27 protein-coding genes are annotated in these 21,704 nt (G+C 57.3%); 8 read left to right on the top strand and 19 right to left on the bottom strand.

The window, feature by feature from the left end:
- Window positions 1–74 precede the first annotated feature (74 nt).
- The 4 genes from IGS61_RS04665 to IGS61_RS04650 all read left to right on the top strand — a co-directional run bounded on the left by IGS61_RS04665 (window position 75) and on the right by IGS61_RS04650 (window position 4,732).
- Window positions 75–914, top strand: a complete 840-nt coding sequence (locus IGS61_RS04665) for a hypothetical protein (RefSeq protein ID WP_230538543.1) — start codon at window positions 75–77, stop codon at window positions 912–914.
- A gap of 13 nt (window positions 915–927) precedes the next feature.
- A complete protein-coding gene (locus tag IGS61_RS04660) occupies window positions 928–1,374 on the top strand; it encodes a GTP pyrophosphokinase (RefSeq protein WP_230538542.1) in 447 nt (148 codons plus the stop codon).
- A gap of 428 nt (window positions 1,375–1,802) precedes the next feature.
- Entirely contained in the window at window positions 1,803–2,876 is a 1,074-nt protein-coding gene (locus tag IGS61_RS04655) for a RelA/SpoT domain-containing protein (RefSeq protein WP_230538541.1), read from the top strand.
- Window positions 2,877–3,571: 695 nt separating this feature from the next.
- Entirely contained in the window at window positions 3,572–4,732 is a 1,161-nt protein-coding gene (locus IGS61_RS04650) for a hypothetical protein (RefSeq protein ID WP_230538540.1), read from the top strand.
- 27 nt (window positions 4,733–4,759) lie between these two features.
- Here IGS61_RS04650 and IGS61_RS04645 read toward each other — a convergent pair whose 3' ends face one another.
- The 12 genes from IGS61_RS04645 to IGS61_RS04590 all read right to left on the bottom strand — a co-directional run bounded on the left by IGS61_RS04645 (window position 4,760) and on the right by IGS61_RS04590 (window position 11,250).
- A complete protein-coding gene (locus IGS61_RS04645) occupies window positions 4,760–5,905 on the bottom strand; it encodes an Arm DNA-binding domain-containing protein (RefSeq protein WP_230538539.1) in 1,146 nt (381 codons plus the stop codon).
- 142 nt (window positions 5,906–6,047) lie between these two features.
- The gene (locus tag IGS61_RS04640) at window positions 6,048–6,239 is read right to left on the bottom strand and encodes a hypothetical protein (protein ID WP_230538538.1); all 192 of its coding nucleotides are present in this window, start codon (window positions 6,237–6,239) and stop codon (window positions 6,048–6,050) included.
- Window positions 6,236–7,264 (bottom strand): DNA cytosine methyltransferase, encoded by a 1,029-nt coding sequence (locus IGS61_RS04635; protein WP_230538537.1) that lies wholly within the window; start codon window positions 7,262–7,264, stop codon window positions 6,236–6,238. The genes IGS61_RS04640 and IGS61_RS04635 overlap by 4 nt, the downstream gene beginning before the upstream one ends.
- Window positions 7,155–7,394 carry a hypothetical protein gene (locus IGS61_RS04630; protein WP_230538536.1) on the bottom strand — a complete coding sequence of 80 codons (240 nt, stop codon included), beginning with the start codon at window positions 7,392–7,394 and terminating at the stop codon, window positions 7,155–7,157. The genes IGS61_RS04635 and IGS61_RS04630 overlap by 110 nt, the downstream gene beginning before the upstream one ends.
- Window positions 7,388–7,540, bottom strand: a complete 153-nt coding sequence (locus IGS61_RS04625; protein ID WP_230538535.1) for a hypothetical protein — start codon at window positions 7,538–7,540, stop codon at window positions 7,388–7,390. Before IGS61_RS04625 ends, IGS61_RS04630 begins: the two co-directional genes overlap by 7 nt.
- The gene (locus tag IGS61_RS04620; protein ID WP_230538534.1) at window positions 7,537–9,375 is read right to left on the bottom strand and encodes a replication endonuclease; all 1,839 of its coding nucleotides are present in this window, start codon (window positions 9,373–9,375) and stop codon (window positions 7,537–7,539) included. The genes IGS61_RS04625 and IGS61_RS04620 overlap by 4 nt, the downstream gene beginning before the upstream one ends.
- Window positions 9,365–9,718 carry a hypothetical protein gene (locus IGS61_RS04615; protein WP_034745810.1) on the bottom strand — a complete coding sequence of 118 codons (354 nt, stop codon included), beginning with the start codon at window positions 9,716–9,718 and terminating at the stop codon, window positions 9,365–9,367. Before IGS61_RS04615 ends, IGS61_RS04620 begins: the two co-directional genes overlap by 11 nt.
- A 101-nt stretch (window positions 9,719–9,819) precedes the next feature.
- On the bottom strand, window positions 9,820–10,221 hold the full coding sequence (locus tag IGS61_RS04610; protein ID WP_230538533.1) for a hypothetical protein: 402 nt from the start codon (window positions 10,219–10,221) through the stop codon (window positions 9,820–9,822).
- A 120-nt stretch (window positions 10,222–10,341) separates the two neighbouring features.
- Window positions 10,342–10,605: an ogr/Delta-like zinc finger family protein gene (locus IGS61_RS04605; protein ID WP_070300963.1), complete on the bottom strand. Its 264-nt coding sequence runs from the start codon at window positions 10,603–10,605 to the stop codon at window positions 10,342–10,344.
- On the bottom strand, window positions 10,602–10,790 hold the full coding sequence (locus tag IGS61_RS04600; protein WP_086138170.1) for a hypothetical protein: 189 nt from the start codon (window positions 10,788–10,790) through the stop codon (window positions 10,602–10,604). Before IGS61_RS04600 ends, IGS61_RS04605 begins: the two co-directional genes overlap by 4 nt.
- Window positions 10,791–10,838: 48 nt before the next feature.
- Window positions 10,839–11,036: a hypothetical protein gene (locus IGS61_RS04595; RefSeq protein WP_230538532.1), complete on the bottom strand. Its 198-nt coding sequence runs from the start codon at window positions 11,034–11,036 to the stop codon at window positions 10,839–10,841.
- A gap of 10 nt (window positions 11,037–11,046) precedes the next feature.
- On the bottom strand, window positions 11,047–11,250 hold the full coding sequence (locus IGS61_RS04590) for a hypothetical protein (RefSeq protein ID WP_230538531.1): 204 nt from the start codon (window positions 11,248–11,250) through the stop codon (window positions 11,047–11,049).
- Window positions 11,251–11,331: 81 nt separating this feature from the next.
- On the opposite strand from IGS61_RS04590, the gene IGS61_RS04585 reads away from it, so the two are divergent.
- The 4 genes from IGS61_RS04585 (at window position 11,332) to IGS61_RS04570 (ending at window position 14,414) form a co-directional block, all read left to right on the top strand.
- Window positions 11,332–11,781, top strand: a complete 450-nt coding sequence (locus tag IGS61_RS04585) for a helix-turn-helix domain-containing protein (protein ID WP_230538530.1) — start codon at window positions 11,332–11,334, stop codon at window positions 11,779–11,781.
- On the top strand, window positions 11,778–12,185 hold the full coding sequence (locus IGS61_RS04580; protein ID WP_230538529.1) for a hypothetical protein: 408 nt from the start codon (window positions 11,778–11,780) through the stop codon (window positions 12,183–12,185). Before IGS61_RS04585 ends, IGS61_RS04580 begins: the two co-directional genes overlap by 4 nt.
- Window positions 12,186–12,225: 40 nt before the next feature.
- Complete coding sequence (locus IGS61_RS04575) at window positions 12,226–13,140, top strand: hypothetical protein (RefSeq protein WP_230538528.1); 915 nt, start codon at window positions 12,226–12,228, stop codon at window positions 13,138–13,140.
- Window positions 13,141–13,427: 287 nt separating this feature from the next.
- Window positions 13,428–14,414, top strand: a complete 987-nt coding sequence (locus IGS61_RS04570; RefSeq protein WP_230538527.1) for a putative phage abortive infection protein — start codon at window positions 13,428–13,430, stop codon at window positions 14,412–14,414.
- 139 nt (window positions 14,415–14,553) lie between these two features.
- On the opposite strand, the gene IGS61_RS04565 is transcribed toward IGS61_RS04570, so the two are convergent.
- From IGS61_RS04565 to IGS61_RS04535, 7 genes are read right to left on the bottom strand one after another with little or no spacing between them, the layout of a single operon-like run.
- A complete protein-coding gene (locus IGS61_RS04565) occupies window positions 14,554–15,780 on the bottom strand; it encodes a phage late control D family protein (protein ID WP_230538526.1) in 1,227 nt (408 codons plus the stop codon).
- Window positions 15,777–16,385 carry a phage tail protein gene (locus tag IGS61_RS04560; RefSeq protein ID WP_230538525.1) on the bottom strand — a complete coding sequence of 203 codons (609 nt, stop codon included), beginning with the start codon at window positions 16,383–16,385 and terminating at the stop codon, window positions 15,777–15,779. Before IGS61_RS04560 ends, IGS61_RS04565 begins: the two co-directional genes overlap by 4 nt.
- 14 nt (window positions 16,386–16,399) lie before the next feature.
- The gene (locus IGS61_RS04555; RefSeq protein ID WP_230538524.1) at window positions 16,400–19,486 is read right to left on the bottom strand and encodes a phage tail protein; all 3,087 of its coding nucleotides are present in this window, start codon (window positions 19,484–19,486) and stop codon (window positions 16,400–16,402) included.
- A complete protein-coding gene (locus IGS61_RS04550; protein ID WP_071650284.1) occupies window positions 19,487–19,600 on the bottom strand; it encodes a GpE family phage tail protein in 114 nt (37 codons plus the stop codon).
- An 8-nt stretch (window positions 19,601–19,608) separates the two neighbouring features.
- Window positions 19,609–19,917, bottom strand: a complete 309-nt coding sequence (locus tag IGS61_RS04545; protein WP_230538523.1) for a phage tail assembly protein — start codon at window positions 19,915–19,917, stop codon at window positions 19,609–19,611.
- 40 nt (window positions 19,918–19,957) lie between these two features.
- Window positions 19,958–20,467, bottom strand: coding sequence for a phage major tail tube protein (locus tag IGS61_RS04540; RefSeq protein ID WP_230538522.1), 510 nt, complete (start codon window positions 20,465–20,467; stop codon window positions 19,958–19,960).
- A 50-nt stretch (window positions 20,468–20,517) separates the two neighbouring features.
- Window positions 20,518–21,693, bottom strand: coding sequence for a phage tail sheath protein (locus IGS61_RS04535; protein WP_230538521.1), 1,176 nt, complete (start codon window positions 21,691–21,693; stop codon window positions 20,518–20,520).
- Window positions 21,694–21,704 lie beyond the last annotated feature (11 nt).

The following is a 21,704-nucleotide window of genomic DNA, read 5'->3' as shown; positions in this document are numbered from 1 at the left end:
GCCCGCCGTGTCCATGTACAATCGGCAACATCCGGATCGACGTATCCACCCCTCATCGCGGAGTGCCCACTAGCGTGACACAAACATTGCAAACCTGGCTGCTGGCCTGGCGCGAAGCCTTCACGTGCATCGGCCTGGGATTGCGCGATGCGCGTCATGCGGGGCTGTGGTGGCGCTCCGCGCTGTGGTGCATGGCGGTCGTGGCGTTGTGGCTGGGGCTGTATAGCTGCTTCGGCCGTTTTTTTGTCGAGCTGAGCGCCATGCTGGCGCTGGTGTCCGTCACTGGCCTGCTGGGCCTGGGCGTGATGGATGGCATCGGGACATTGGCCAACGGGCCTGCCACGCTTTCTCAGATGGGCAATATCGCCGGCAGTCTGGGCAGCGCTGCCCAAGCCCTGTTGTCGATCGGCCAGATCGCCCTGGCCTTGCTGGCGCTGGCCACCTTGTTCTATGTCATGGTCTTTATTGTCGGCGCCATCGGCACGGCGCGCTTGCCGCTGCGCTGGTTCTTGCTGGCGCGCGCCAAGGCGGTGGCGGCGCGCCGCTATGCCGGCTGGCAAGCGCCGGCAAGCCTGGCGCTGTCCGCCGCACGCCCGGCCTGGTGGCGCCGCCTGTTGCTGCTGCTTTCCCTGCTGATCCCCGTGTGGGCCATGTGCGTGCTGATTGCTTGTCTGCTGGCCTGGAACGTGCAAGCGATCTATGGCGCGGCGGCAAAGGATGTGCTCGACGAGCAACAGCAAGCGGTGTTGCGCCGCGCACAGCGCCCGGCGATCTTTGCCCTGGGACTACTGCTGTGTTTGCTGATGCTGATACCGGTGCTCAATTTACTGGTGCCAGTCTTGCTGTGCAGCAGCGTTTGCCATTTGCAGCGCCGCGGCTGGCGCGCAACGGGGTCAGCAACCAACTTGGAGTGAACAAGGAGTAAACATGAGTGAACACGCAAGACGCGGCACCCTGGAACGCGCGATTGAAATCGCCGCCGCCACCCATGCCGGCCAGACGGACAAGGGCGGCGCGCCCTACATACTGCACCCCTTGCGCGTGATGCTGCGCGTCGCCCCCGGCGCCCAACAAATTGTCGCCGTACTGCATGACGTGGTGGAAGACAGCGGCGGAAAAATCACCTTCGACGACCTGGCGCACGAAGGATTCTCGCAAGAAGTCATCGACGCCGTGCGCGCCGTGACCAAGGTCGAGGGCGAATCGTACGAGGATTTCATCGCCCGCGCGGCCCTGGACCCGGTCGGCAAGGCCGTCAAGCTGGCGGATCTGGCCGAGAACAGCGACTTGTCGAGGATAGGGGCGCCGACGCGGAAGGATCTGGAGAGGATAGCGAAGTATCGGCGGGCGATCGGGGCTTTGGTGGTAAATTGAGTTAACTACATGGTGGCCGGTAACGATTGCAGGCAAAGATAGATAGTGATATGAGTTAATTTGTTTATCTGAATCTATGAGAAATCAGAAACTGGAGTAGGGTTACTCCCTCCAATATGAGAAATTAAAGTAAAAAATAACGGGCGTTGGCAGGGTGGTTGAGATGATTGTCGAAAATTGATTTTTGTCAAAATATGTTTGTATTTTTGCTGGAATTGACCTTGTCGCAGGATGCATAGATTGAAAATATATTGAGCCCCATACTGGTTGTAACGATAGAAAATTTTTCCAAACTGGAATATGAGTGACCTCTGCGATTTTATCAGGCTCATTGTTTGCGTTGGATTATATTTTTTTGGAAATTTTTTTCCATAAGTAAAATTTTGATGTAGTATTGTGTAAATAAATATATTGATCTAAGGATTTTTATGAGCTTTCCCATACCAGAATTTTCACGGAAGCAAGTGCAGCGAGCAGGATATACGTTGGTAAATTTCGAGGAGAGTGAAGGTGATTTTGACATGGAGGCTTGGCATGATGCATTTCTTGTTCTTACGAACTGGAGAGCTTGTCACGGTTACCCGATAAATACGTTTCAAGCAACTTTAAGGAATAAACTAAAAAAAATTGATCCTGATGCACTTGTTGCACAACGGCTTAAAAGAACACCTTCGATTATAAATAAACTCCAACGAATAAAAGGAATGAATTTGGCTCGGATGCAAGATATCGGTGGATTGCGAGCCGTTGTAAATTCATTGCCGCAGCTTCAGATTCTCCACCAAGAATATAAAACTACGATTTTTACACATACATTAGTTTCCGAATATGATTATGTGAAAGAACCAAAAGAATCTGGATATCGCAGTGTTCATCTTATTTATAGGTATAAACTACGATACGACTCACCTTATGATGGCCTTCAACTTGAACTTCAAATGCGAACTAAGCTACAGCACGCATGGGCTACGGCAGTTGAAACAATGGGGACATTCCTTCGGCATTCTTTGAAGTCGAGCGAAGGACCGGATGAATGGCTAAATTTTTTTGCACTTGTATCTTCGGCTTTTGCCCATTCCGAGAAAATGCCACTCGTGCCAGGATATGAACACCTATCAAAGGCTGAAACGTATAGGAAGACGAAAGAAGACTCCGAGCGTCTAGGAGTGAGAGAAAAGCTCGAACGATTTAGTAGTGCAGTACGTGCAATTCCCACTACCGGAAAGAAAAGGGCCGCGTACTACTTAGTTGAACTTCAACTTACGGGAGATGACTCTAATGTGAAAATCACCTCGTTTGCAAGGGATAAGCTAGAAGAGGCAAATACGCAGTACAGCAGCGCTGAACGAGAAGCTAAATTGACCGGGACACAAGTAGTATTGGTTGCTGCAGGCTCTATTGAATCTCTAAAGCGTGCATACCCGAACTATTTTCTTGACACTCACGAATTTTTGACGCACCTTGAAAAAATTGCACGAAGCAAGTTTTCGATTGTTGAGTAATTTTCACTTCTCAGGAGTTAGTAGAAACTGCCTGCGGCGCAAAAGCTAGCCAGAAGAATTGGAGTAGGTTGCGCTTGCAAGTACAACTCGGTTTTTTGGCGCTGATCTGCGTTTGCTGAAGCCCCTCGTGCCCGTACCGGATACCCGTGCTTCGCATGTATGGAGTGTAGGCAAGGGTCAGGTCCGCCATTCGTATACGGCCTGAGCAGTTGATGTTGTTGTTAGGAAAAACCGCCTGCGGCGCAAAAGCTAGCCAGACGAATCGGAGAGGGTTGCGCTTGCAAGCGCAACCCGGTTGTGCGGCGCCGAGCTGCGCTCGCCGAAGGCCCCGCACAACCCCCGCGCCCGTACCGGACGCGGATTCGACGCCCGCGTTCTGCATGCATGGAATAAATAAAAAGGGCCTCCCCGCCAAAACGGGGAAGCCCTTTTTATTTATTCGGTGGTGGAGACGGCGGGAATCGAACCTACCGTAAACTTAGATTTTTTAGGCATCTTGAAGGTTTTGCTGGCAAAATGCAGACAATCAACCAGCACAGGCAGCTATCTGCCAGCAGCGAACACTCACGAATAAGGTTTGGGGAATTTTTAAGGGGCTGTGGGGCAAGCGTACAGCTCGACCGGAATGACGGGTTTTTCCTAACATGCCTGAAACGTTGTCCCTCAACCGCCGTAGACACAGCAGCCAGAAAAACATGAATCCCTCAAACAGAAAGCAAGGTTCCTACAAATCCTCCATGTCAGAGAAAACCGCCCCGTATACACAGGCCGTCCAGGCCGTTCAGCAAGTGATCGCGGCCGTCCGTCAGAAAAAAGCCGTCCAGAAGCACGAAGCCGTCGAGAAGACAACCGGCGCGCCGGCCCCAATGATCGAGGTGATCATCGACGAGACTTTCTACCTGCTGCACGAGGGCGCTCTCTATTCCGGGATGGGCGAGGAGGCCGTGAGCGCGGCCTTTGCCGCCTCACTGGCCGCTGCCAGCGAAATGTGGCCGCGCCTCTGGGTCTGGCCGCAAGATGAGGCTGACGTGCGAATCCTCTATCAGCACTACAGCGATAAGGAAGAAACCGTGTTGGGTGCCGATTTCAGCCTTATCTTTGTCGACCATGAAGAGGGCGCCACCGTCTATCGCGTGATCGTGGCGCAAGCTAAGAGACTCACCGCGGCGGCCCCCAAGACAGTGAACATCAGGCGCAAGGCATTTTCCCAAAAGAAGCAGGAAACTCGCGAAGACGGCGGCAGCGATGATCGGGGCGACGTCCCTGCAGCAAGCGGCGAGAACGAGACGGGCGGGTGGGAGGATGCGGCGACCATGCGCTTGGAGAGCGCACTTGCAGACGGTGCGCCCGAGGAGGCCGATCTCGCCCACGAGGCAGAGAATTACCAACTGAGCAGGTTGCTCAATCTGCAAAAGCAGGTCCGGCCAAAAGCCTACACAGAATTCGTATACGTCATGTGGCCGGCAAAGCCGAAGAATCAAGAGGTCAACACCGTACTGTTTGAAAAACTCGCTGTAGTCGCCACGTATTTCAATAAAGAAGGTAAAAAAAAGCACTCCCAAAATCAGGGTGTGAAAACGAGCAAAGAAAGATACCCTGTGTCATTTCCGCTGGAAAAACAGCAGAGCTTTCGCGATTTTCTTCTGAACTACAAGAAAATCACGTCGATATCGGAAATTGAATTGACCTCGATCTTGCCTGCTATCCGAGAAGAATCGACTGCGACGATCTTGCTCAACGCCAGCGGTCAGCCACTGTCGCTAGCGCTGGTGAAGGAGCTGCACATCGATGCGAAGCCGCCTTATAAGCCTGCGACTGGAAATACGAAAAGTCATGCCCCGATTGCCGGGTCATGAAATTTTCTGAACTGGTAGACTTAATTCTTAAAGACCGAACACAATTTCTGCTTTTGATCCGGCCGTTTGATCTGCATCCGGCATCCAACGCCCGTAAACCCTGGCAATCATCGTCCAGTCAGCATGCCCCATCTGTTTTGCTACCCACATAGGGTGTTCACCGGCCGAGAGCATCATGCTGGCGTAGGTGTGCCGCGTCTGATAAGGGTTGCGATACCGCACACCAGCGTGTTGCAGGATGCCGGTCCATAAAGTCTTTCTGATCGGCTGATCCCCCTCCCAGCGCCGTTCCAGGCGCGGATTTTGAAACACTTCCTCACCTTTCGCCCAAGTGAATGCCTTTTGCTCTTGCAAGGCGTGCATGGCGCGCTCCAGCAGCTTGACTTCGCGCCGGCCGGCGTTCGTTTTCGTACCCTCTGCCACCTTGGAGTGCTGCGTGAGGGCACGCGTCACCAACACGACGCCGCGCACGAAGTCCACATCGGCCCAATCCAGTGCCACCAGTTCGGACGTGCGCAGGCCTGTCCAGAACGCAAACTGCAACAGGTTGCGCCCCTGTCCGGTTGCCTGAGCGAAAATGGCCGCCTGCTCTTCCTTCGTGAACGGGTCGATATCGTCCTTCGACTGCGGCGCCTCGACCTTGGAATAGCACCAGCGCGCGAGAGGATTGACCTCGATCAGCTCGTCCTCTATTGCATCGTCCAGTGCCTTGCGCAGCACGCTCTGGATGTTGGCCATGGTCTTGTTGGTCGCGTTCATGGGTTCAAGCTTCGCCCGTACATCCTTCTTTCGCAGTGCCGACAGCATGATGGTGCCGAACCAGGGGATCAGCTGGCCAACGACTATCTTGCGATAGCCGTTGTATGTGCTGGCCTTGAGGTGCTTTTTCTGCCTGTCCAGCCACTTGTCCAGGAACGCCTCGATGGTCTGGACATCCCCCACCTGGTCAGCGAATTTGACGGCATTGGACGATTGCGGAAAGGTGGCCGTGTAGTCAAAGCTGTTGGTGGCGATAGCGTGCAGGATCGCCGCCCGGTGGTTCTCGGCCCGTTTCAGATTAGCGGAGGTGGGCTTGAGCGCGATCCTTTCCCTGCACCTGGTGCCGCGATACATGAAGGTGATTTCGATGCTGCTTTCCGATGCAGCTTTAACACCTCGCCCGTCTCTACCCATGATTCATACCCTTTCACGTCAATTAAAATTCGATTGTCTGGTGCCTTGATCCAGACGGCATCTTTCGGCCAGATCCCGTCCCGGATCTTTGTTCTGATTGCGTCGGGCGTGTAACCCGACTCGGTAGAGAACTTCGGTATGGTCATGTAGCGAAGCATTTCTTTTTCCTATTCTCGGAATCGGTTTGTACCGCCAAAGCAAACGCTTCGGCCTCCGTGTATTGCGGCACCTCAGCGCCTGGCTTGCGATAATCGCGCAGTCGGCAAAATTCGGTGTACTGGTCCATCTTTTTAGTTTGTGGTTCGATTTGTTGACTGGATAGCTTGTGGGTCACGTCGTCTCCATTACCGATTCGATAAAGATGCGCGCTTGCTCTGCGTTGATCGCGTTGCCGTAGGCGCGCAGGCGTCCCACTCGGGCGGGAGCCCCATGAGCCAGCGGGAATGTGCTGGGTTCAACTGGCCGCCACCTTCCATCCCGGCATGTAAGCCAGTCAGCAGATCGCCAGAGGCCGTTAACCGGGCCGGGGAGTCCATCGCCAGCATCGCAAAGTCGTTCAGATTGGAGCCGTGCCGTGTCTCTCCCATTGCCCGGCAGGCCTGGCCTCCACCCGTCGAGTCGCTTGCCTGTGGCGTTGGCCAGCCCGCCAGATAGGCCTGGCGCGGTAGCTGGTCGACCCGGTCCTTGCCGTCTCGCTGGGCTACCATGCCGGGCGTATCCTTGTGGTCCCGTGTCGTTGGTGTAACCCACCCAGTAGGTGCGGTCGCGGATGTGCGGCGCGCCGATGCTCGCAGACGGGAACGCGACCGCCCCGAAGGTGTAACCCAAGGCTTCCAAGTCATCTTGTACAAGGTCGATCCAAGCATCGACGTCCTTGCCTGCAACCTGTTCTCCAAAGACTGCTGCAGGGCGCGACTCGCTGATAAGGTGCTGGAAGGCTGGCCACAGGTGCCGCTGGTCAGCAAACCCAGTTCCTTTGCCTGCCGAGCTGAAAGGCTGGCACGGGCAACTGCCTGTCCAGACTGGTCGCGCGTCGTCCCATCCTGCGCGACGAAGAGCATAGGACCAAACTCCAACGCCAGCGAAAAAGTGGCATTGCGTGTAGTCGACGAGCTCGTCGGGACAAATATCTTCGATCGATCGTTCATCAACAATTCCCGGCGCTATGTGGCCGGCCTTTATCAGGTTGCGCAGCCAAGCGGCTGCGTATGGGTCAATTTCGTTGTAAAAAGCGCTCACCGGGGTAGCCTCATCTTGCGAGTTCCGCACACGGCGCTGCAACGCTTGCAGACTGCAGCGCGCCCAGCGGTACGGCCCGGAACATGCCCGCCCACTGGTGATCCAGCTCCACCCACGCATGCAGCTCGCCATTGCCCACATCACGGCGCAAGTCGTTGACGGTGCCGGCCTGGTAGCCTTCATCGGTATCGAATGTCACGCGGTCGCCCAGGGCGATTTGCCGCGGTGAATCGGTCAGGGTGGTCAGCATTGCGGTGCTCCTTTCAGTTTGGCGGTAACGCCGCACACTCCGTAGCGGTCGATAGCGGCGTCGATCACGTCGCCGCTGGATGCGGCAACCTCAAAAAATTCAAAGCGTTCGGTTTGCGTGCGAACGGTCACGGCAAAGGTGCTCATGTGCCATTTCCTTCATGGGGTGGGTTGTCGGGGACGATCAGCCGGGGATACGGGCAGGCGTTGACGGCTGCCCAGGCTGCAATCAATGCTGTTTTTGCCTCATTCGACAGGTTCGGCAAGGGTGCCGCCGGCGGCGTGGCCGGGGCAGGGCGGTCGGGGTGCGTACAGTTATTTACACGAGTCCGAGGAACGGCAACCCCGACAGCCACCCCGCGCCCGCCTGTGGCCTGTACCGGCGTCCACGTATGGCGCACGGACTTGAAGACCACGCCGATGAGGTCGCTGCAGCGCACGCCGTAGGGAGTGGTGCGCAGCGTTTCGCCGTAGCGGCCGATGACGGTCTTTTCGTCCTTGGCCAGCGTGACGACCAGTTCCTTGCGCGGCACCAGGGCACCACCCTGGGCGCGCAGGTATTCGGCCCAGCAGGCGCGTTTTTCGCCGTCGATCTTTTGCACGGCGTCCCAGGCGCGGCGCATGGCGGCCGGGGCTTCGTTGAGCATACTTTCTTCGATGCGGCGCAGTTCGCGCCACACGGTGACGGGCGCGCCGCCCCATTGCTGGAATTGGCGGATGCCCCAGCACGCGGCCCAGGACTCGACGCGCGCCGATGGCGTCAACTCGACATCGCCTTCGGTGTCGGCCGTGACGACATAGCCTTCTTTCGTCTTGTGCTCGGCCACGCCGTCGATGTTCTTGGCCACGTACTTGGCGATGTAGCCGGCGGCGCTACCCTTGGCCCAGTCGATGCGTTTCACGTCCAGACGGCGCGCGAAGGCGCCCGGTTCGCCACGGTCCACGCGCCAGGCGTAGCGCTTCATGATGCGGATGGCGCGGGCGGCCACGTCCTGCAGGTGGGTCGTCTTGTATTTCGCAGTCGGGCGCACGAACAGCAGCAGATGCCAATGCGGGCAGCCATCGTGATGCGGCTCGGCGATGCGAAAGCCGTACAGGCCGATGCCCCGGCGCGCCAGCGCAGAGCGGCACAGCGATGTCATCTTGCCCAGGTAGGCGTTTGCCTCGCGCGGCGTGGAGCCGTCGAACTTGTCGTTTGGCTTGCCGCTGTGCTGCATGGCGTGGAACCGTGACGGGCACGTCCAGGTGATGAAAATACCCTGGTCGCCGCACTCGCGGGCGATCTGCTCAAAGCCGTTGATGCGCAACATCAGCTCGCCGCGCCGGATGGCTTTGTTGGCGGTGGTTTTCTCGGCCAGCTCGGCGATGCTGAATTGCTGGCCGTTCTCGTTCTGCACCAGCGTGGCCGCCAGTGCCGCCGCGTTGCGGCGGTTCTGTGCCAGGCGCGACAGCACGGCGTCGTTGCTGGCGTAGGGTTCGCCGCGATAGTTCACATAGCCCAGGCGGATATTGCCCGCTTCAAAGGCGCGCTTGACACGCTTGCGCAACTGGCGGCGCCACCAGCGGGCGTCCACCAGGCGGGCGATGGTGTCGGTCATCGTGTCGAACTCGGGCAGCTCGATGCCATACGAGGCGCATTCGTCTTCCATGATCTGCAGGGCGTGCGTGTCGGACACGGCCATCCACAGCATTTTGGTCACGCCGGCCGCCGCGCGCTCAGCGGTGGCCACGATGTCGGCATCGCTCTGCGACAAGTCGACGCCGGCCGGCACGTACTGTTCGGCAAACTCGCGCACAAAGCTGGTGGCGATGGATTCATAGACCTTGTACCAGGACGACCAGACCATTTTGGCCATGGCGGCCGTGATGACGCGGTTGCGCCACTTGAACGGGATGCGGGCTAGCTCGGGAGCAAACTGGGCGGATCGCAAGAAGGCTTCGTGACGCTGCGGGGCAGGCAGCAGGATTTGTTTAGATTGCATTCAACAGTCTTTCGTACACACGGATAGCGGCAGAGGTGGCGGCGCGCAGCTCGATGCGCTCTTCCTCGGTAAAGGAGTGGATGGGCGATTCCCAGCGGTCGGCGTCCATGCCAGCGGCGATCAACACAGAGCGGCGCGCGCCACGCGGCGACAATCCCCAGGCCTGGGCCATGAAGGGCGCCAGGTTGCGCGGCTTGATGCTGCGTAGCTGGGCCTTGGCTTCGGCGATGGCGGCCAGCGCATGCCCGGCGCCTGGTGGCGTCGGCATGTCCTTGTCGCGTGCGGCCAGAATCTCGGCGGCAGGCTGAAAGGACAGGTGATTGTCGATAAGGGACGCCGGCATGGTTCAGTCCTTGATGGCGCCGATGGCCCGCAGCACGCCGGGGGTAATGACGATCAGCAGCGACAGCAGCCAGATGCCGCAGGCTTTGGCCAGGCGCAGCATCAGCGTGCCCCTGGCTTGAGAAATTGTTCTGCCCAGTACGGGAGCGTGTGCGATGTGCCGCAGCAGTGCCGGGAACCCGTTTCGGTGGCGAAAATGTAGTTCACTTCGATGGGTAGCTTGCCGACCAGGGCGCGTTGCTTGGCTGGCGCGAAAAAGCCGTCACGCTCCAATGTCTGCGCATCGCTGACGATGAAGGTGAGATTGGCCGCGCCGTAGGCGTGATAGGTCTTGGCAATCTCATGGATGCGGGCGGTCAGCGCCGCGATGCCGATGCCTGCACTGGCTTGCAGCAGAAAACACGTTGGTGCCACGGGGACAATACAATTTTGCAAGGTCGGGCGGATCGTGCTTGATGCCATAGATTTGTCGGCATCACTGGTGGCGTGCAGCGTGTTTTCCATCGGTTTTCCTTATTTCAGGTTGAACGAATCCCGCCCGCTCAAAAGAGAGCGCAGCAGGGCACAGCAAAAGAGGGGAGTTACGGCGGCCGGGCTACGGCGGCGCGAGGATCGGGATAGTCATCAGCAGCCCGCTGTCAGGTCCAGGGCTAGCTGGCTGGTGGCCGCCGTGCGCGCATGCTGGGACATCGGGATGCGGATATCCGGTTTGGGCATGGCGGACAGCGAGAGGGTGCGCAGTACTTCCAGGCCTGCCACGAAGGAGTGCCCGCACTCGGGGTTCTGGCACATGTAGGTAATTTCCTTGAACATGGCGGACATCGTGCGGCTCTTGACGGCGCGGACGGTGTATTCGCAATGCGGGCAGGGCAGGCCGATGACTCTCATTTCAGCTTTCTTTCCACTTGGTACAGGGCGCGACCGCGACCCGTCATGTTTTTCGACTGCTTGCGTAAGCGCGATTTGACGAGCCATTCCGCTGCCTGTTCGATACTTGCCAGCCCTTGCCTTTGACGAACGACTTCCAGCGCTGCGAGTTCTTCGTCATTGATATGAATTTCGTGATCGGGCATGTTCGGCAGCTTTTCAGTTACTCAAAAGTTACTATTCAGGGACTCGGTTTAAGCGCTGCGACGCTGTACGCTGTCGATGTCGTCTGCAGCAATAGCGGCAAGGGCTTCACGCATGACGATCTGGCGCACCAGCACCGCAAGCTCTTCGCCTTGGTAGTTGGCGATCGAGGAAACGAGCTGGTGCTCATAATCGTCCAGGCGCAGCGCGACTGTATGTTTGCGAATACGTTTTGCATCGGGGTACATGACGTTGTCCTTATTGGGTGAATTGGGAAGCGATTTCGCGCTTGTAGTCAGCCAGGCCGCGCAGTATCAGGAACCGGAGGAACCAGGCGCGGGAACGTTGTTGCGCGGCGGCAAAGGCTTCGACTTCCAGCACTTCATCAGGCGCCAGGCGGACGCCCAGAGGTTGCGAAGTGACGCCCTTGGTAGTGCGCCCGGTTTTGGATACGTTTTTCATAATGTTATGATGTGTAATCGCTACAGGATGGCGTAACTATAGTGTACGAATGTGCACTTGTCAATGAGATTTAGTGAAAATATGAGCACCATTGGGGAAGCACTAAAAGCCGAGCGTTTGCGCTTAGGCATGAATCAAGACGAGTTCGGCGCGGCAGGCGGCGTAAAAAAACGTACTCAAATATCGTATGAACAGGACGAGCGATCGCCCGATGCAGTCTATTTGCGCGCAATCTCTACGATTGGCGCTGATGTTCAATTTATTCTTACCGGGGATCAGGCGACAGCGGCGCTTACTCAGGATGAAAAGGAATTGCTGACTGGCTATCGTGGCTTAGATATTCGGGGTAAGGCAGGGGTACTGGGAATGATTGATGGTATGAGCGCATCCCCTGCGGTTAAAGCGGCGCTATCGAATTCTGAGACAGGTGCCAGTGCCCCTACGGTTGTTTTCCACGGCAAAGTCAGCCAGCAAGTAACCGGCGACGTGACCGGAAAACAGACGTTCAATATGGGTGGTAAGAAGAAGTGAAAAACGTATTGATGGCGGCATTATTGACAGTATCTTTTATTACGTCGGCTCATGCTGACGAGTCAACAAAAGATCCAAAAAAAATTAGCTTTTTCCTGGCGAAGATTCCTGTAACGGATAAAACTCTGAATTACAAGAATCTCGGTGAACGCCTGCCGAATTTAGGCATGACTGTGCAATATGTTAAGTTTGGTAATATTGCAAAGGGGGAAGATGAACCTCCGTATTTTCTTGCCGGCGACGAGGTGATTGACATTTTCTTGACCGAGCCAAACCAAATTGTGAAAGCGATTTGTCCTATCAGCGGCGGTCGGGCCTCGTATATTATTCGCGGGAAAAAGATTATCCCGCAGACGCGGACTGCTTACTGGTTGATGGCGAATCGATGTGATTTTAAAGGCTAGATTTATAGTGCAAGCTAGTAGTTTTGGAGACGCTGAAAAAATGTCTTCCAAGGGAATTGTAGATTTTTATGGAAATGTTTCGCAAGTAGTCGTCGGCAATGTCATTGAAGTGGCGCGTCAATGTAATATAGTTAATCTCACAATAGATGGGTGGAGCACCGAATTTCAGGTGCTGACAAAGTTGCAGCGGCAGGATCCAAACTCTATAATCAAGACATCAATTGATTCGGCCAGCACGCCGTCACTGGGTGTCTACCATGTATCGCTCAGTAATTTTGGTGCGGCTAGTAACAGAGCGCTTTTTTTTAAGGAAAGCATGGAGACTATGTCACTTAAGCTGCCGGAGGTATCAGAGGGAAATGAAAGTCAAAAGATCGCTGCTGAAATTACATCCGACATTGCAGATGAACTAACTGATGACGAAGATGATGATGAAGGTTTGAGCCAATGGCTTTTGGAAACCCGTAGATTTATTACACATAGAACACAGCTGAGTGTACTTTATCATCGTAAACGTGAGCGCTTCTACTCTTTATTGGATCGATGGGGGAAAGCAGGGTCACTTATAGCCGGAACTGCTGCATTTAGCTCTCTGTTAGTTACTGCCGATTCCAAAGCGATAGCTGGCCTCATGGTAGCGCTGGCTACTATGCCTGGACTTGTTTTTGCGTGGAATGATAAAGCCAGAATTCATGCCGAACTTGCTCAGAAGTTTGCATTAATCGAGGCCGAGGTTATTGCGGACGGCTGGGATAATTTAACAAGCAAAAAGTTTGATTTGTGGTTGAGTAGAATTATGACTATAGAGTCTACAGAGCCGTTGATAATGTTCAACCTTCTTACACTCTGTGAAAATCAAATTGCAATGCTTAAATTAGATCCGGCTGAAACTGCGGAACTTTCGACTTGGCAAAAATGGACGGCTAATTGGCTCGATTTGCCGTCGAAAAAATGAATAAGCAGGCGGCGGAGCAAGCAGGTTGCGGGTTCATGTCTGGCATTTGGCGATCTCAGCCTTGGGGTCTAAGCTCACAGTAGACTATGATTTATTAATTGTCAATACGGCTCGACTAACTATGCTGCGTATGCGTACAGACGCTGAGCTTACGCAAAGACTTCAGCTTGAGGATTCGCATAGCTGGGCCTGTGTAGGAATGGCAGATCTGACCCTTAAACGCGCATCTGTATGCGTCGTGATTAATTGCAGTGATTTAAAATTATTTGAATTAAAGATTGATTTAAATGGAAATTGATAAAATTGAAGTTGGCGGTTCAGACAATTCTAAAGTATTGGATCAAGACGTAAAGCAACTAATTTTAATTAAGTGGGCAGCAATATTAGTTGTTGTAATATCCCTAGTTCTGCTTGGTTTGTATTTTAAGCAATTCGGAGCGCTTGGTTTGTCGTCGGACAATGGGCACTGGGGAACTTTTGGGGATTACTTTGGAGGGGTGATAAATCCAATTGTCGGAATGCTTACTGTATTTTTGGTACTTCATTCTATTCGAATACAGAGAAGAGAGCTTAGAGCTTCTTTAGATGAGTTGGCGAAGTCAAATGATGCATTGATATTGCAAAATAGTACTTTATCTTTGCAAAATTTTGAACAAACTTTTTTTTCATGGCTAAAGATGTATAGAGAGCAAATAGCAGCTTTGCAGCTTGAGACTCACGATGGCGTGCTTTCTGAACGTACAGGTCTTATGGCAATGAAGAAGTGGTATGATAATAGATTTAATGAGCACACTCTCCGGGTCGGGCAATCGATGATTCTTACTGATGCTGGTTTGGGTTCGGCGATACTAAGCGAGTTATATTATGAAGATGCGCCATCAGAAATCCATAAGGCTATTTATGACAGTCTTTTGGCAAATTGGGAGGGGTTGTATAGGAAGACATCATTTCAACTTGATGGTTCTTTTAGGACATTATATCGGCTAATAACTTGGATAGATAATCAACCAAAGAACGTTTTGAATTCTCACCAAAAATGGTTTTATGTTGGAATAGTTCGTGCGCAGTTGTCATGGATCGAAGGTGTATATCAGTACTACAATGGGCTGACGGATAGGGGGAGTAAATTTAGAGTATTATCGGATAAATATGCTTTGTTTGATAATCTTGATTTTTCTGAATGTCCATCTTTAAGATTTATTAAGTTCTATGGGTTGTATTCGCCGAATGCATTTTCATCTGAAACGGCAAAATGTGATTATTTTGCATCCTAGAAAATAGACTAAGAAATTTTAATATTAGCGTGCCGATGTAAAGGGGAAGTCGTGATTAAAGTAGATATTCTTCGAGGTGACTTGCATCCGAGGACTAATATTTCTTCGTCAAAGAGCGTATGCTTCCCTGACTATGAGGTTATCCGGTATTTTCTCTTAAAATATCGCGCACTTCTTCGATATGCCTCCATGCATGCAGCGCCGCCCGCTTGGCAGCCTGCTTGCTCTTGTAAAGATGCTCCAGCGTCTTGAACTGGCCCGTGGCGCCGGCCTGTTCCTGTCCCGCCTTTTTCTTCTTCGCCGCCACATCCCTCCACTTCGCCACCACGCCCGTTATGCCCTCGTCCGGATCTTTCTCTTCCTCGCGCTCGGCCTCGACCGCTTCCGTTTTCGTTTCGAACTCCACACGCGTGGTAAAGCCGTTGCCTCCCAAACTGTGCGTGACCTTGACTGATAGCCATTCGGTGGCGTCGATCTCGGGCTTGAAGCCTTGCACCGTCACGGGCGATTGCGGGAACACGGCCGGGTTGCCCAAGGCCAGGCTCATTTCAAAGGTGGCCAAGCCGCGCAGGATGCGCTGCCATTCGGCCACGGCCGCCGCGCGCGCGTCCGTTTCGTTGGCGAAGGTGGTGCGCAGGCGCTTGCTGTTGCCGGGCACGCCGGCCACCACGCTGCGGCGGCGCGCGTAGCGCTCGTCGTGCCAGAAGGCGCGCACGCCCGTGTAGGCGTCGCTTTCGGCGCTGTGGTAGCGGTGCCCGTCGCCCAGGGCGCGCGTGATGGGGATGACGGGCAGCGCCTTGCCGCTGGCGGTGCGGCTCTGGTTGATGGGGATGAAGAGCAAAGTGTCATTCTTGACGGTGGCCACGGCATCGTATTTCTTGCCCAGCCGGCGCAGGAAGGCCGCATCGCTTTCGTGGGTCTGGTCAATGTGCTCGATGGCCGTGTCGCGCAGGCGCGCCGACACGCCCGACGCCAGCTCGTTGCGAAAGGCGATGGCCTCGATGATGGCGCCCACGGTTGTCTTGTGGAAGCTGTGTTCCTGCTGCTGCTTGAAGGTATCGATCAGGTTGGCCGACCTGGCGCGCAGGGTGATGGTGTCTGGCGCGCCGCTGTGCTCCACCTCGTCGACGGTGAACTTGCCCATATCCACCAGGCCGGACGCTTGCCAGCCCAGCGCTATGGTGATCTGCGCGCCGCGCGGCGGCAGGGCCAGCTTGCCGTCGCTGTCGTCCAGGGCCAGGTCGAGCTGGTCGCTCTCGTCGCCACGGCACAGCGTCAGGGTCAGATTGATGAGGCGCGGCGAGACGATGGCGGTGATGTCCTTGTCCTCGATTGTGACGCGGAAGGCGGGGATATGCTCGCTCATTTGAACTTGTCCGCCGCGCTGCCGATGGCGCCGCTGATGCCGGCGCCGATCTTGTCTTTCATCTCGCTGACCACGCCGCCGTATTTCGACGTGATGCCGCCGACCACATTGCCGACCACGCTGCCCACGGCATTCTTGGCCGCGCCCGCGATGCTGCTGGTCATGCCGTCGATGCTGAGCATGTTTTTCAGGTCGCCGATGTCGCCCAGGCCAAGCATGGCCAGCACGCCGTCGTCGTCGCGCTTGAGCGCAATCGAGAACTCGACGCGGCGCGCGCCGCCGCTGCCGTCCAGGATGCTGCGCCCCTCGGTCATGCTGGTGATGCGGTAGGAGCCGAGAATGCGGCCCGTGCCCTGGATCAATATCCACGATTTACCGGTGTCGGCCATCATGCGCAGCGCATCGAGCGAATACAGGGAGCCGGTCAGTTCCGGCGCCACCCAGCCCGACAGGGTGATGGTGTCGTCACCTGGCCCCACATACTGGTGCGCATCGCGCAGGCCCACGCGGGCCGTGCTGGCGTGCTTCCACTCCGTTTGCCGCTGCAGCTCGTGATAGGCCAGCGTCGGCAGGCTGAAAACGAACATTCCTAAAATCATCATCATGGTGTGCTTCTTTCTTAATCGTGGTCGCGCAGGGACGAGCGGATGCGCGCCGCCTTTTCGCGGTCGCGCTGTTCCATGGCCGCATACACGGCGCGGGCGATGGCCTGCGGATCGGAACCGGCTTGCGCCTGGATCGTGATTTCGATCTTGTCGCCCTGAATGCTTAATCCGGCGCCGAACCCGCCCTGGGCCAGCGGCGCGCGCGTGTCGAAGGCACTGGCGGGTAGGGCGGTGGCCGTGCCGATGGCGATGCCGGCGCCCAATTGCGTCAGGCGCTGCGCCATGCTCGATACCTTGGCAATCGGCTCGCCCTCGCTGCGGTCCAGGCCCACGGCCAGCCCCTGCATGGTGTAGTCGCCGAGCTGGGCAAACACGCGGCTCGGGCTGTGGATGCCCAGCTTTTCCTTGAACCAGGCAATGGTGCTGGAGCCGGCATTGCTGATGGCGTCCTTGACGGCGCCCATGGAACCGGTGATGCCGTTGACCAGGCCGCGCAGGATGTTGGCACCGAACTCGGTGAACTGGGCCGGCAGCTTGATGCCGAACCAGCTCATGACGCCCGCGAACGCCTGATAGAACACGCCGACGGGCGACCAGTTGATAATCAGGGCCGTGATGCTGCCCATGCCGCCGGCGCAGACGGTGCGCAGGCGCGACCAGATATCGACAAAGAAGGCGGAAATAGGCGCCCAGGACGCGGTGATGCGCTGCAGGATGGTGGCGCCGAAGTCGGTAAACTTGGTGGGCAGCGCGATGCCGAACCAGCCCAGCACGCCCGCGAAGGCGCGATAGAACAGGCCCAGCGGTGACCAGTTGGCGATCAGGGCGCTGACGCCGCCAATGCCTCCGGCAAAGGCGGTCTTGATCTGCGACCAGATGCCGGTAAAGAAGCTGGCCAGCGGCGCCAGACCCTTGGCGAAGCGCCCCCGGATGCTGGCCGCAAAGTCGGTGAACCTGGCCGGCAGTGCGATACCGAACCAGCCCAGCACGCCCGCGAAGGCGCGATAGAACAGGCCCAGCGGTGACCAGTCGGCGATCAGGCTATTGATGCCGGTAAAGCCGCCGGCAAACGCCGCCTTGACGTCTGACCACAGGCCGCCAAAGAAAGCCTTGATCGGCTCCCAGTATTTGTAGATCAGGAAGGCGGCGCCGGCAATGACCGTGATGGCGATGCCAATCGGGTTCATCAGAAGAGCACGGCCCAGCCACAGCACGGCCCGGCCCGCCCACATGAAGGCGCCGCCCAGCTTGCGCAGGATGGGCGTGAGCACGCCGCCCGTCACGCCCATCTTGGCAAACATGACGTGCAGCATGGCATACGGGCCGATCATGGCGGCGATGCCCAGCATCAGCGGCCCCAGCACCAGCAGCAGGCCGGCCAGCACGGCAAAGGCGGTAATCATGAGCTTGGCCACGGTCGGGTTGCGCTCCATGAAACCGTTCAGGCGCTGCACGGCGGAAATCGCCAGTTCCAGCCCCTGCGCGTACAGCGGCAGGATTTTTTCGCCCATGGTGAGCTTGAGGTTGGCCAGCTTGGACTGCGCTTCCAGTTCCTTGCCGGCCGCCGAGTCGCGCCCCAGCTTTTCCAGCCGGCCGATATCGGCGGCGCCACGGTTGAGTTTTTCATTTTTGTGGATCTGCACGCGCTGCAGGTACATCTGCGAATACAGGTTCGACGCGGTGCGGTTGGAAAAGATGCTGCCGATGGCATCGAGCACGTGCTTTTTCTCCGTGATGCCCTTCTTGGCCAGTTGCGGCAACAGCACCTTTTCCAGCCATTCGAACTGGTTTTCGCGGAACAGCTCGGAACCCAGCAGCGCACCTGGATCAAGGAAGGCAATTTGCCCCGCCTTGTCAGGCGTGACCTTGCTCTTGTCACCAATCAGGCCGAACTCATCCAGCTTTTTGACCGACCGTTTCGTCGTGCGGCCCTGGTATAAGTTCTGGTAGGCGCTCATCAGGGACGTGCCGACGCGGTTGCCGCTCATTTCCTGCACCAGCGGTTCCATTTGGTAGTAGAAGGCATCATCTTTCAAGCCCTTGGCCGCGATGCCGCCCGTCTTGATCATGTTCAGCCATTCATTCGGGCCGACGCGCCCGCCCGTGGCGGTGATGACCTGCTGCACGATATTTGCCTGGGCTTCGAACTTTTCCTTGCTCTCCAGGCCGCCGCGCAGCTCGATCACCTTGAGCATGTCCATGAACTTGCGTTCGTTGTCGGCGCCTTCTTCCTCACCAAAGAAGGCGTGATTGGCAAACTTCATCTTGGCCAGGGTAGGGGCGACCATTTCCGCATGGTGCACATCGGCAAAGGCGCTCATGCCGTCGCGCATGAGCTGCAGGTTGTCGAGCTGGCTGGTGCCGTAGGTCTTCATGTTGCGCGCGAAGGCGACGGCCTCGCCGGACACCTTGTCGCCCAGGCCCAGCGCGTTGACCCTGCCCACTTCTGTTTGATAGTGCTTGGCCTCGTTCAGCCCTTTGACCACGGGCGCGCCGATGACGGCGCCCGTGGCGGTCGCGCCAGCACCGGCCATGGCCAGGTTGCCGGCCTTGTTGCGCAGCTTGTCGGCGTGCTGCGTGGCATTGCTGACGCGCTGCTGCTTGGCCGCGGCGTTGGCCAGCTTCTGCTGCTGCAAGGTAGTGGTTTTGTTGGTGGCCTCGATCTCGCGGCGCAAGGTGCGTTCGTGGTTGGCCAGGTCTTTGGTGCCGATGCCGGCGCCCGCCAGGCGCTCGCGCATGACTTGCAGTTGCTGCGCCTGCTGCTGGCCTGCCGTCTTCAAGGCGCTGGCCGCTTTGGTGGCGGCGTTAAATTCGCGTGTCATGGCACGCGTGGGCGCCTCCGTCTGTTTCATTTTGGTGGCCAGGCTGGCCACCTTCTGTTGCGCCGCTTCCAGTTTGGTGCGGGTGGCGTCCAGGCCACCGTGCAGCTCGCGGAATTTGCTGATGTTCTTTTGCTGGGCGTTCAGGTCGCGCAAGCGGTCACTGGTGGCCTTCAAGGCCTTGGCCGTCTCGCTGGAACCGCCCATGATCTTTTTCAGCGGGCCGGTAATCTTGTCCAGCGCTGCAAATACCACCTGTAATTTCAGATCCCGACCAGCCATCTATTCCGCTCCGCTTCGCTGCCGGGCGCGTTCGCGCCAGGCCATCAGTTCATCAATCGTAAAACCGTCCATCGCGGCCGGCGTCCAGTGGAAGACGCCGGCAATGTCGGCCATGGCGTCTTCTACTTCGCCGGGGATACCGAAAGGCGATCGGCTTTGCTCGCCAAAAAACCGGCAACCTCGGCGCCCACGGCCAGCAGATCCGCCGGATCCATGTTGGCGATGTCGTGCGCGGTCAGGGTCGGCTCGGTGATGCGCGGCAGGACGATCTGCAGGGCCGACACGTTCAGGTTGGCCAGCTCGATCAGGGAAATGCCGCGCAGGGCGCCCGCCTTGGGTTTGCGCACGGTCAGCGAGGTGATGAAGCTGTCGCCGCGCTTGATCGGTTCGTCCAGCTCGATGACGGCGCTGTTTTGGGTATCGTTGTTCATGCTGTGTTCCTTGTGGTGGAGTGGTCAGTAAAAAAGGGGATTACAGGCCGATGGCCTTGCGGATGGCCGCGTTGGTATCGCCGCCGCCGAAGTTCTCGGTGCCGCTCATGAAGTCCAGTTCGATGACGGTGGCGCCGTCGATCATCAGCTTGTAATAGCTGCACGCCATCGTGTATTTGTGCGTGGTGTCGTCGCCCATCTTGGCGCCGCCCATGTCGATTTCCTTGTAACGGCCGCGCACGACGACCTCGACGGCGGCGACGCTGCCGTCATCGTCGTTCTGGTAAGCGCCGGCAAAGCGCAGTTGCACGGCGCCATGCGTGTGCGCGCCGTACTGTTTCAGGGCTTCGGCGATCAGGCCGCCGCCGCTCCATTCCAGCGACAGCGCCTCGTTGCCGAAGTCGACGGACACGGGGCCGCTCATGCCGCCGGCGCGGTACTCTTCCATCTTGCGGCTCAGTTTCGGCAAGGTGACTTCGGGCACCATGCCCATGAACAGGACGCCGTTTTGAAATACGTTGAATTGCTTGAGTTTGTGGGGCATGCCCATAGTGTTCTCCAGTGGTCAGTGGCACCCGCACGCGGCGGGCACGGGGATGGTTAAGCCGCGATGCGGGAGGCGAAGTCGGCCAGGTAGCGGTCGGTAATGCGCTGCTGGAATTTCAGGTTTTCCAGCGGCGGCACGGGCGTGTAGTCGTAATCGATGGCCAGCTTGCCGTCTTTCAGCGCCGTCTTGTCGTTGTATTGCTCGTCATACCAGGCATGGCCGTCGATGATGTAGCCCTGCAATTTCAGGTCGCGGAACTTGGCGTTGATGCTTTCCAGCAGGTCACGCACCAGGGACGGATGCAAGGGCACATCGACGTAGGCGAAGTGCGCCTCGGCGATGGTGTCGGCCAGCACCTGGGCCGTGCGCGTGTAGCTTTCGAAATAGAAGAAGCCGCCCGGCGCCTCGCAGGTGCGCGAACCCCAGAAGCGGTAGCCGCCCATGTTAATCAGGGTGGTCACTTCCTTGGCGTTGAGAACGCCGGCATCGGTGGCCGGGTCTTGCAAGTCGAAAAACACATCCTTGCTGATGCCGGTCGGGCCGTTGACGACCACGTTCGATAAAGTCTTGTGCCAGCCCGTTTCCTCGTCGATCTTGGCGCGCAGGCCCATGGCGTAGGCCACGGCCGAAATGCCGGCTTCCTCGTCGGTGGCGGTATTCCAGTTCACAAAATCCGGCCAGATCATCATCACTTCGCGCTGGCCGAACTGGCCACGGTAGGCGGTGGCCGCCGTGATGGTGGCGCAGCCGTAGGCCGACGCATATACGAAGCCGCGCAGGCGCTGCGCCACGCTGGCCAGGGCATTGGTGACGGCCTGGGTGTCCAGCCCCGGCGCGCCCAGGATGCGCGGTTTCGCTCCAAGCTTGCTTTGCGCGGCCAGCAGCGCCTGGGCGCCCAGGTACTTGCCATCGGGCGAGACGCCGCCCACGGCATTGGTCGTGGTTTCCGCTTCCGTTTCGCCTTCTGCCACGCGCACGACGACCGTCAGCGGCTTGGTCTGCGCGGCGATGGCCGCCAGGCTGCGATACAAGGTGCCCGTCTTGCCGGCCTTGCCCATGGCGGCCAGCACGTTGGTGACGAGCACGGGCGTATCGAGCGGGAAGGCCTCCGGGTCGGCATCGTCGGCCGTGGCGATCAGGCCCAGCACGGCCGTGGAGACGGTGCGGATCGGGCGCGAACCCTCGTTGATTTCAATGACGCGCACGCCATGGTGGTAGTCGGTGGCCATAGGGCTCTCCT

The sequence above is a fragment of the Janthinobacterium sp. FW305-129 genome (genome assembly GCF_020858115.1).
Taxonomy (GTDB): domain Bacteria; phylum Pseudomonadota; class Gammaproteobacteria; order Burkholderiales; family Burkholderiaceae_D; genus Janthinobacterium.
Note: the sequence above shows the minus strand (reverse complement) of the source record. Positions and strands in the feature narration are given on the sequence as shown.

What these genes read in the sequence shown, in the direction of transcription:
- IGS61_RS04590 (WP_230538531.1), bottom strand. Translation starts at nt 11,250, where the DNA reads ATGAAAAACGTATCCAAAACCGGGCGCACTACCAAGGGCGTCACTTCG.
- IGS61_RS04560 (WP_230538525.1), bottom strand. Translation starts at nt 16,385, where the DNA reads ATGATGATGATTTTAGGAATGTTCGTTTTCAGCCTGCCGACGCTGGCC.
- IGS61_RS04585 (WP_230538530.1), top strand. Translation starts at nt 11,332, where the DNA reads ATGAGCACCATTGGGGAAGCACTAAAAGCCGAGCGTTTGCGCTTAGGC.
- IGS61_RS04630 (WP_230538536.1), bottom strand. Translation starts at nt 7,394, where the DNA reads ATGCTGACCACCCTGACCGATTCACCGCGGCAAATCGCCCTGGGCGAC.
- IGS61_RS04535 (WP_230538521.1), bottom strand. Translation starts at nt 21,693, where the DNA reads ATGGCCACCGACTACCACCATGGCGTGCGCGTCATTGAAATCAACGAG.
- IGS61_RS04575 (WP_230538528.1), top strand. Translation starts at nt 12,226, where the DNA reads ATGTCTTCCAAGGGAATTGTAGATTTTTATGGAAATGTTTCGCAAGTA.
- IGS61_RS04565 (WP_230538526.1), bottom strand. Translation starts at nt 15,780, where the DNA reads ATGAGCGAGCATATCCCCGCCTTCCGCGTCACAATCGAGGACAAGGAC.
- IGS61_RS04660 (WP_230538542.1), top strand. Translation starts at nt 928, where the DNA reads ATGAGTGAACACGCAAGACGCGGCACCCTGGAACGCGCGATTGAAATC.
- IGS61_RS04655 (WP_230538541.1), top strand. Translation starts at nt 1,803, where the DNA reads ATGAGCTTTCCCATACCAGAATTTTCACGGAAGCAAGTGCAGCGAGCA.
- IGS61_RS04555 (WP_230538524.1), bottom strand. Translation starts at nt 19,486, where the DNA reads ATGGCTGGTCGGGATCTGAAATTACAGGTGGTATTTGCAGCGCTGGAC.
- IGS61_RS04545 (WP_230538523.1), bottom strand. Translation starts at nt 19,917, where the DNA reads ATGAACAACGATACCCAAAACAGCGCCGTCATCGAGCTGGACGAACCG.
- IGS61_RS04625 (WP_230538535.1), bottom strand. Translation starts at nt 7,540, where the DNA reads ATGAGCACCTTTGCCGTGACCGTTCGCACGCAAACCGAACGCTTTGAA.
- IGS61_RS04540 (WP_230538522.1), bottom strand. Translation starts at nt 20,467, where the DNA reads ATGGGCATGCCCCACAAACTCAAGCAATTCAACGTATTTCAAAACGGC.
- IGS61_RS04610 (WP_230538533.1), bottom strand. Translation starts at nt 10,221, where the DNA reads ATGGAAAACACGCTGCACGCCACCAGTGATGCCGACAAATCTATGGCA.
- IGS61_RS04645 (WP_230538539.1), bottom strand. Translation starts at nt 5,905, where the DNA reads ATGGGTAGAGACGGGCGAGGTGTTAAAGCTGCATCGGAAAGCAGCATC.
- IGS61_RS04620 (WP_230538534.1), bottom strand. Translation starts at nt 9,375, where the DNA reads ATGCAATCTAAACAAATCCTGCTGCCTGCCCCGCAGCGTCACGAAGCC.
- IGS61_RS04600 (WP_086138170.1), bottom strand. Translation starts at nt 10,790, where the DNA reads ATGCCCGATCACGAAATTCATATCAATGACGAAGAACTCGCAGCGCTG.
- IGS61_RS04550 (WP_071650284.1), bottom strand. Translation starts at nt 19,600, where the DNA reads ATGGCCGACATTGCCGGCGTCTTCCACTGGACGCCGGCCGCGATGGAC.
- IGS61_RS04615 (WP_034745810.1), bottom strand. Translation starts at nt 9,718, where the DNA reads ATGCCGGCGTCCCTTATCGACAATCACCTGTCCTTTCAGCCTGCCGCC.
- IGS61_RS04605 (WP_070300963.1), bottom strand. Translation starts at nt 10,605, where the DNA reads ATGAGAGTCATCGGCCTGCCCTGCCCGCATTGCGAATACACCGTCCGC.
- IGS61_RS04650 (WP_230538540.1), top strand. Translation starts at nt 3,572, where the DNA reads ATGAATCCCTCAAACAGAAAGCAAGGTTCCTACAAATCCTCCATGTCA.
- IGS61_RS04595 (WP_230538532.1), bottom strand. Translation starts at nt 11,036, where the DNA reads ATGTACCCCGATGCAAAACGTATTCGCAAACATACAGTCGCGCTGCGC.
- IGS61_RS04570 (WP_230538527.1), top strand. Translation starts at nt 13,428, where the DNA reads ATGGAAATTGATAAAATTGAAGTTGGCGGTTCAGACAATTCTAAAGTA.
- IGS61_RS04635 (WP_230538537.1), bottom strand. Translation starts at nt 7,264, where the DNA reads ATGCGTGGGTGGAGCTGGATCACCAGTGGGCGGGCATGTTCCGGGCCG.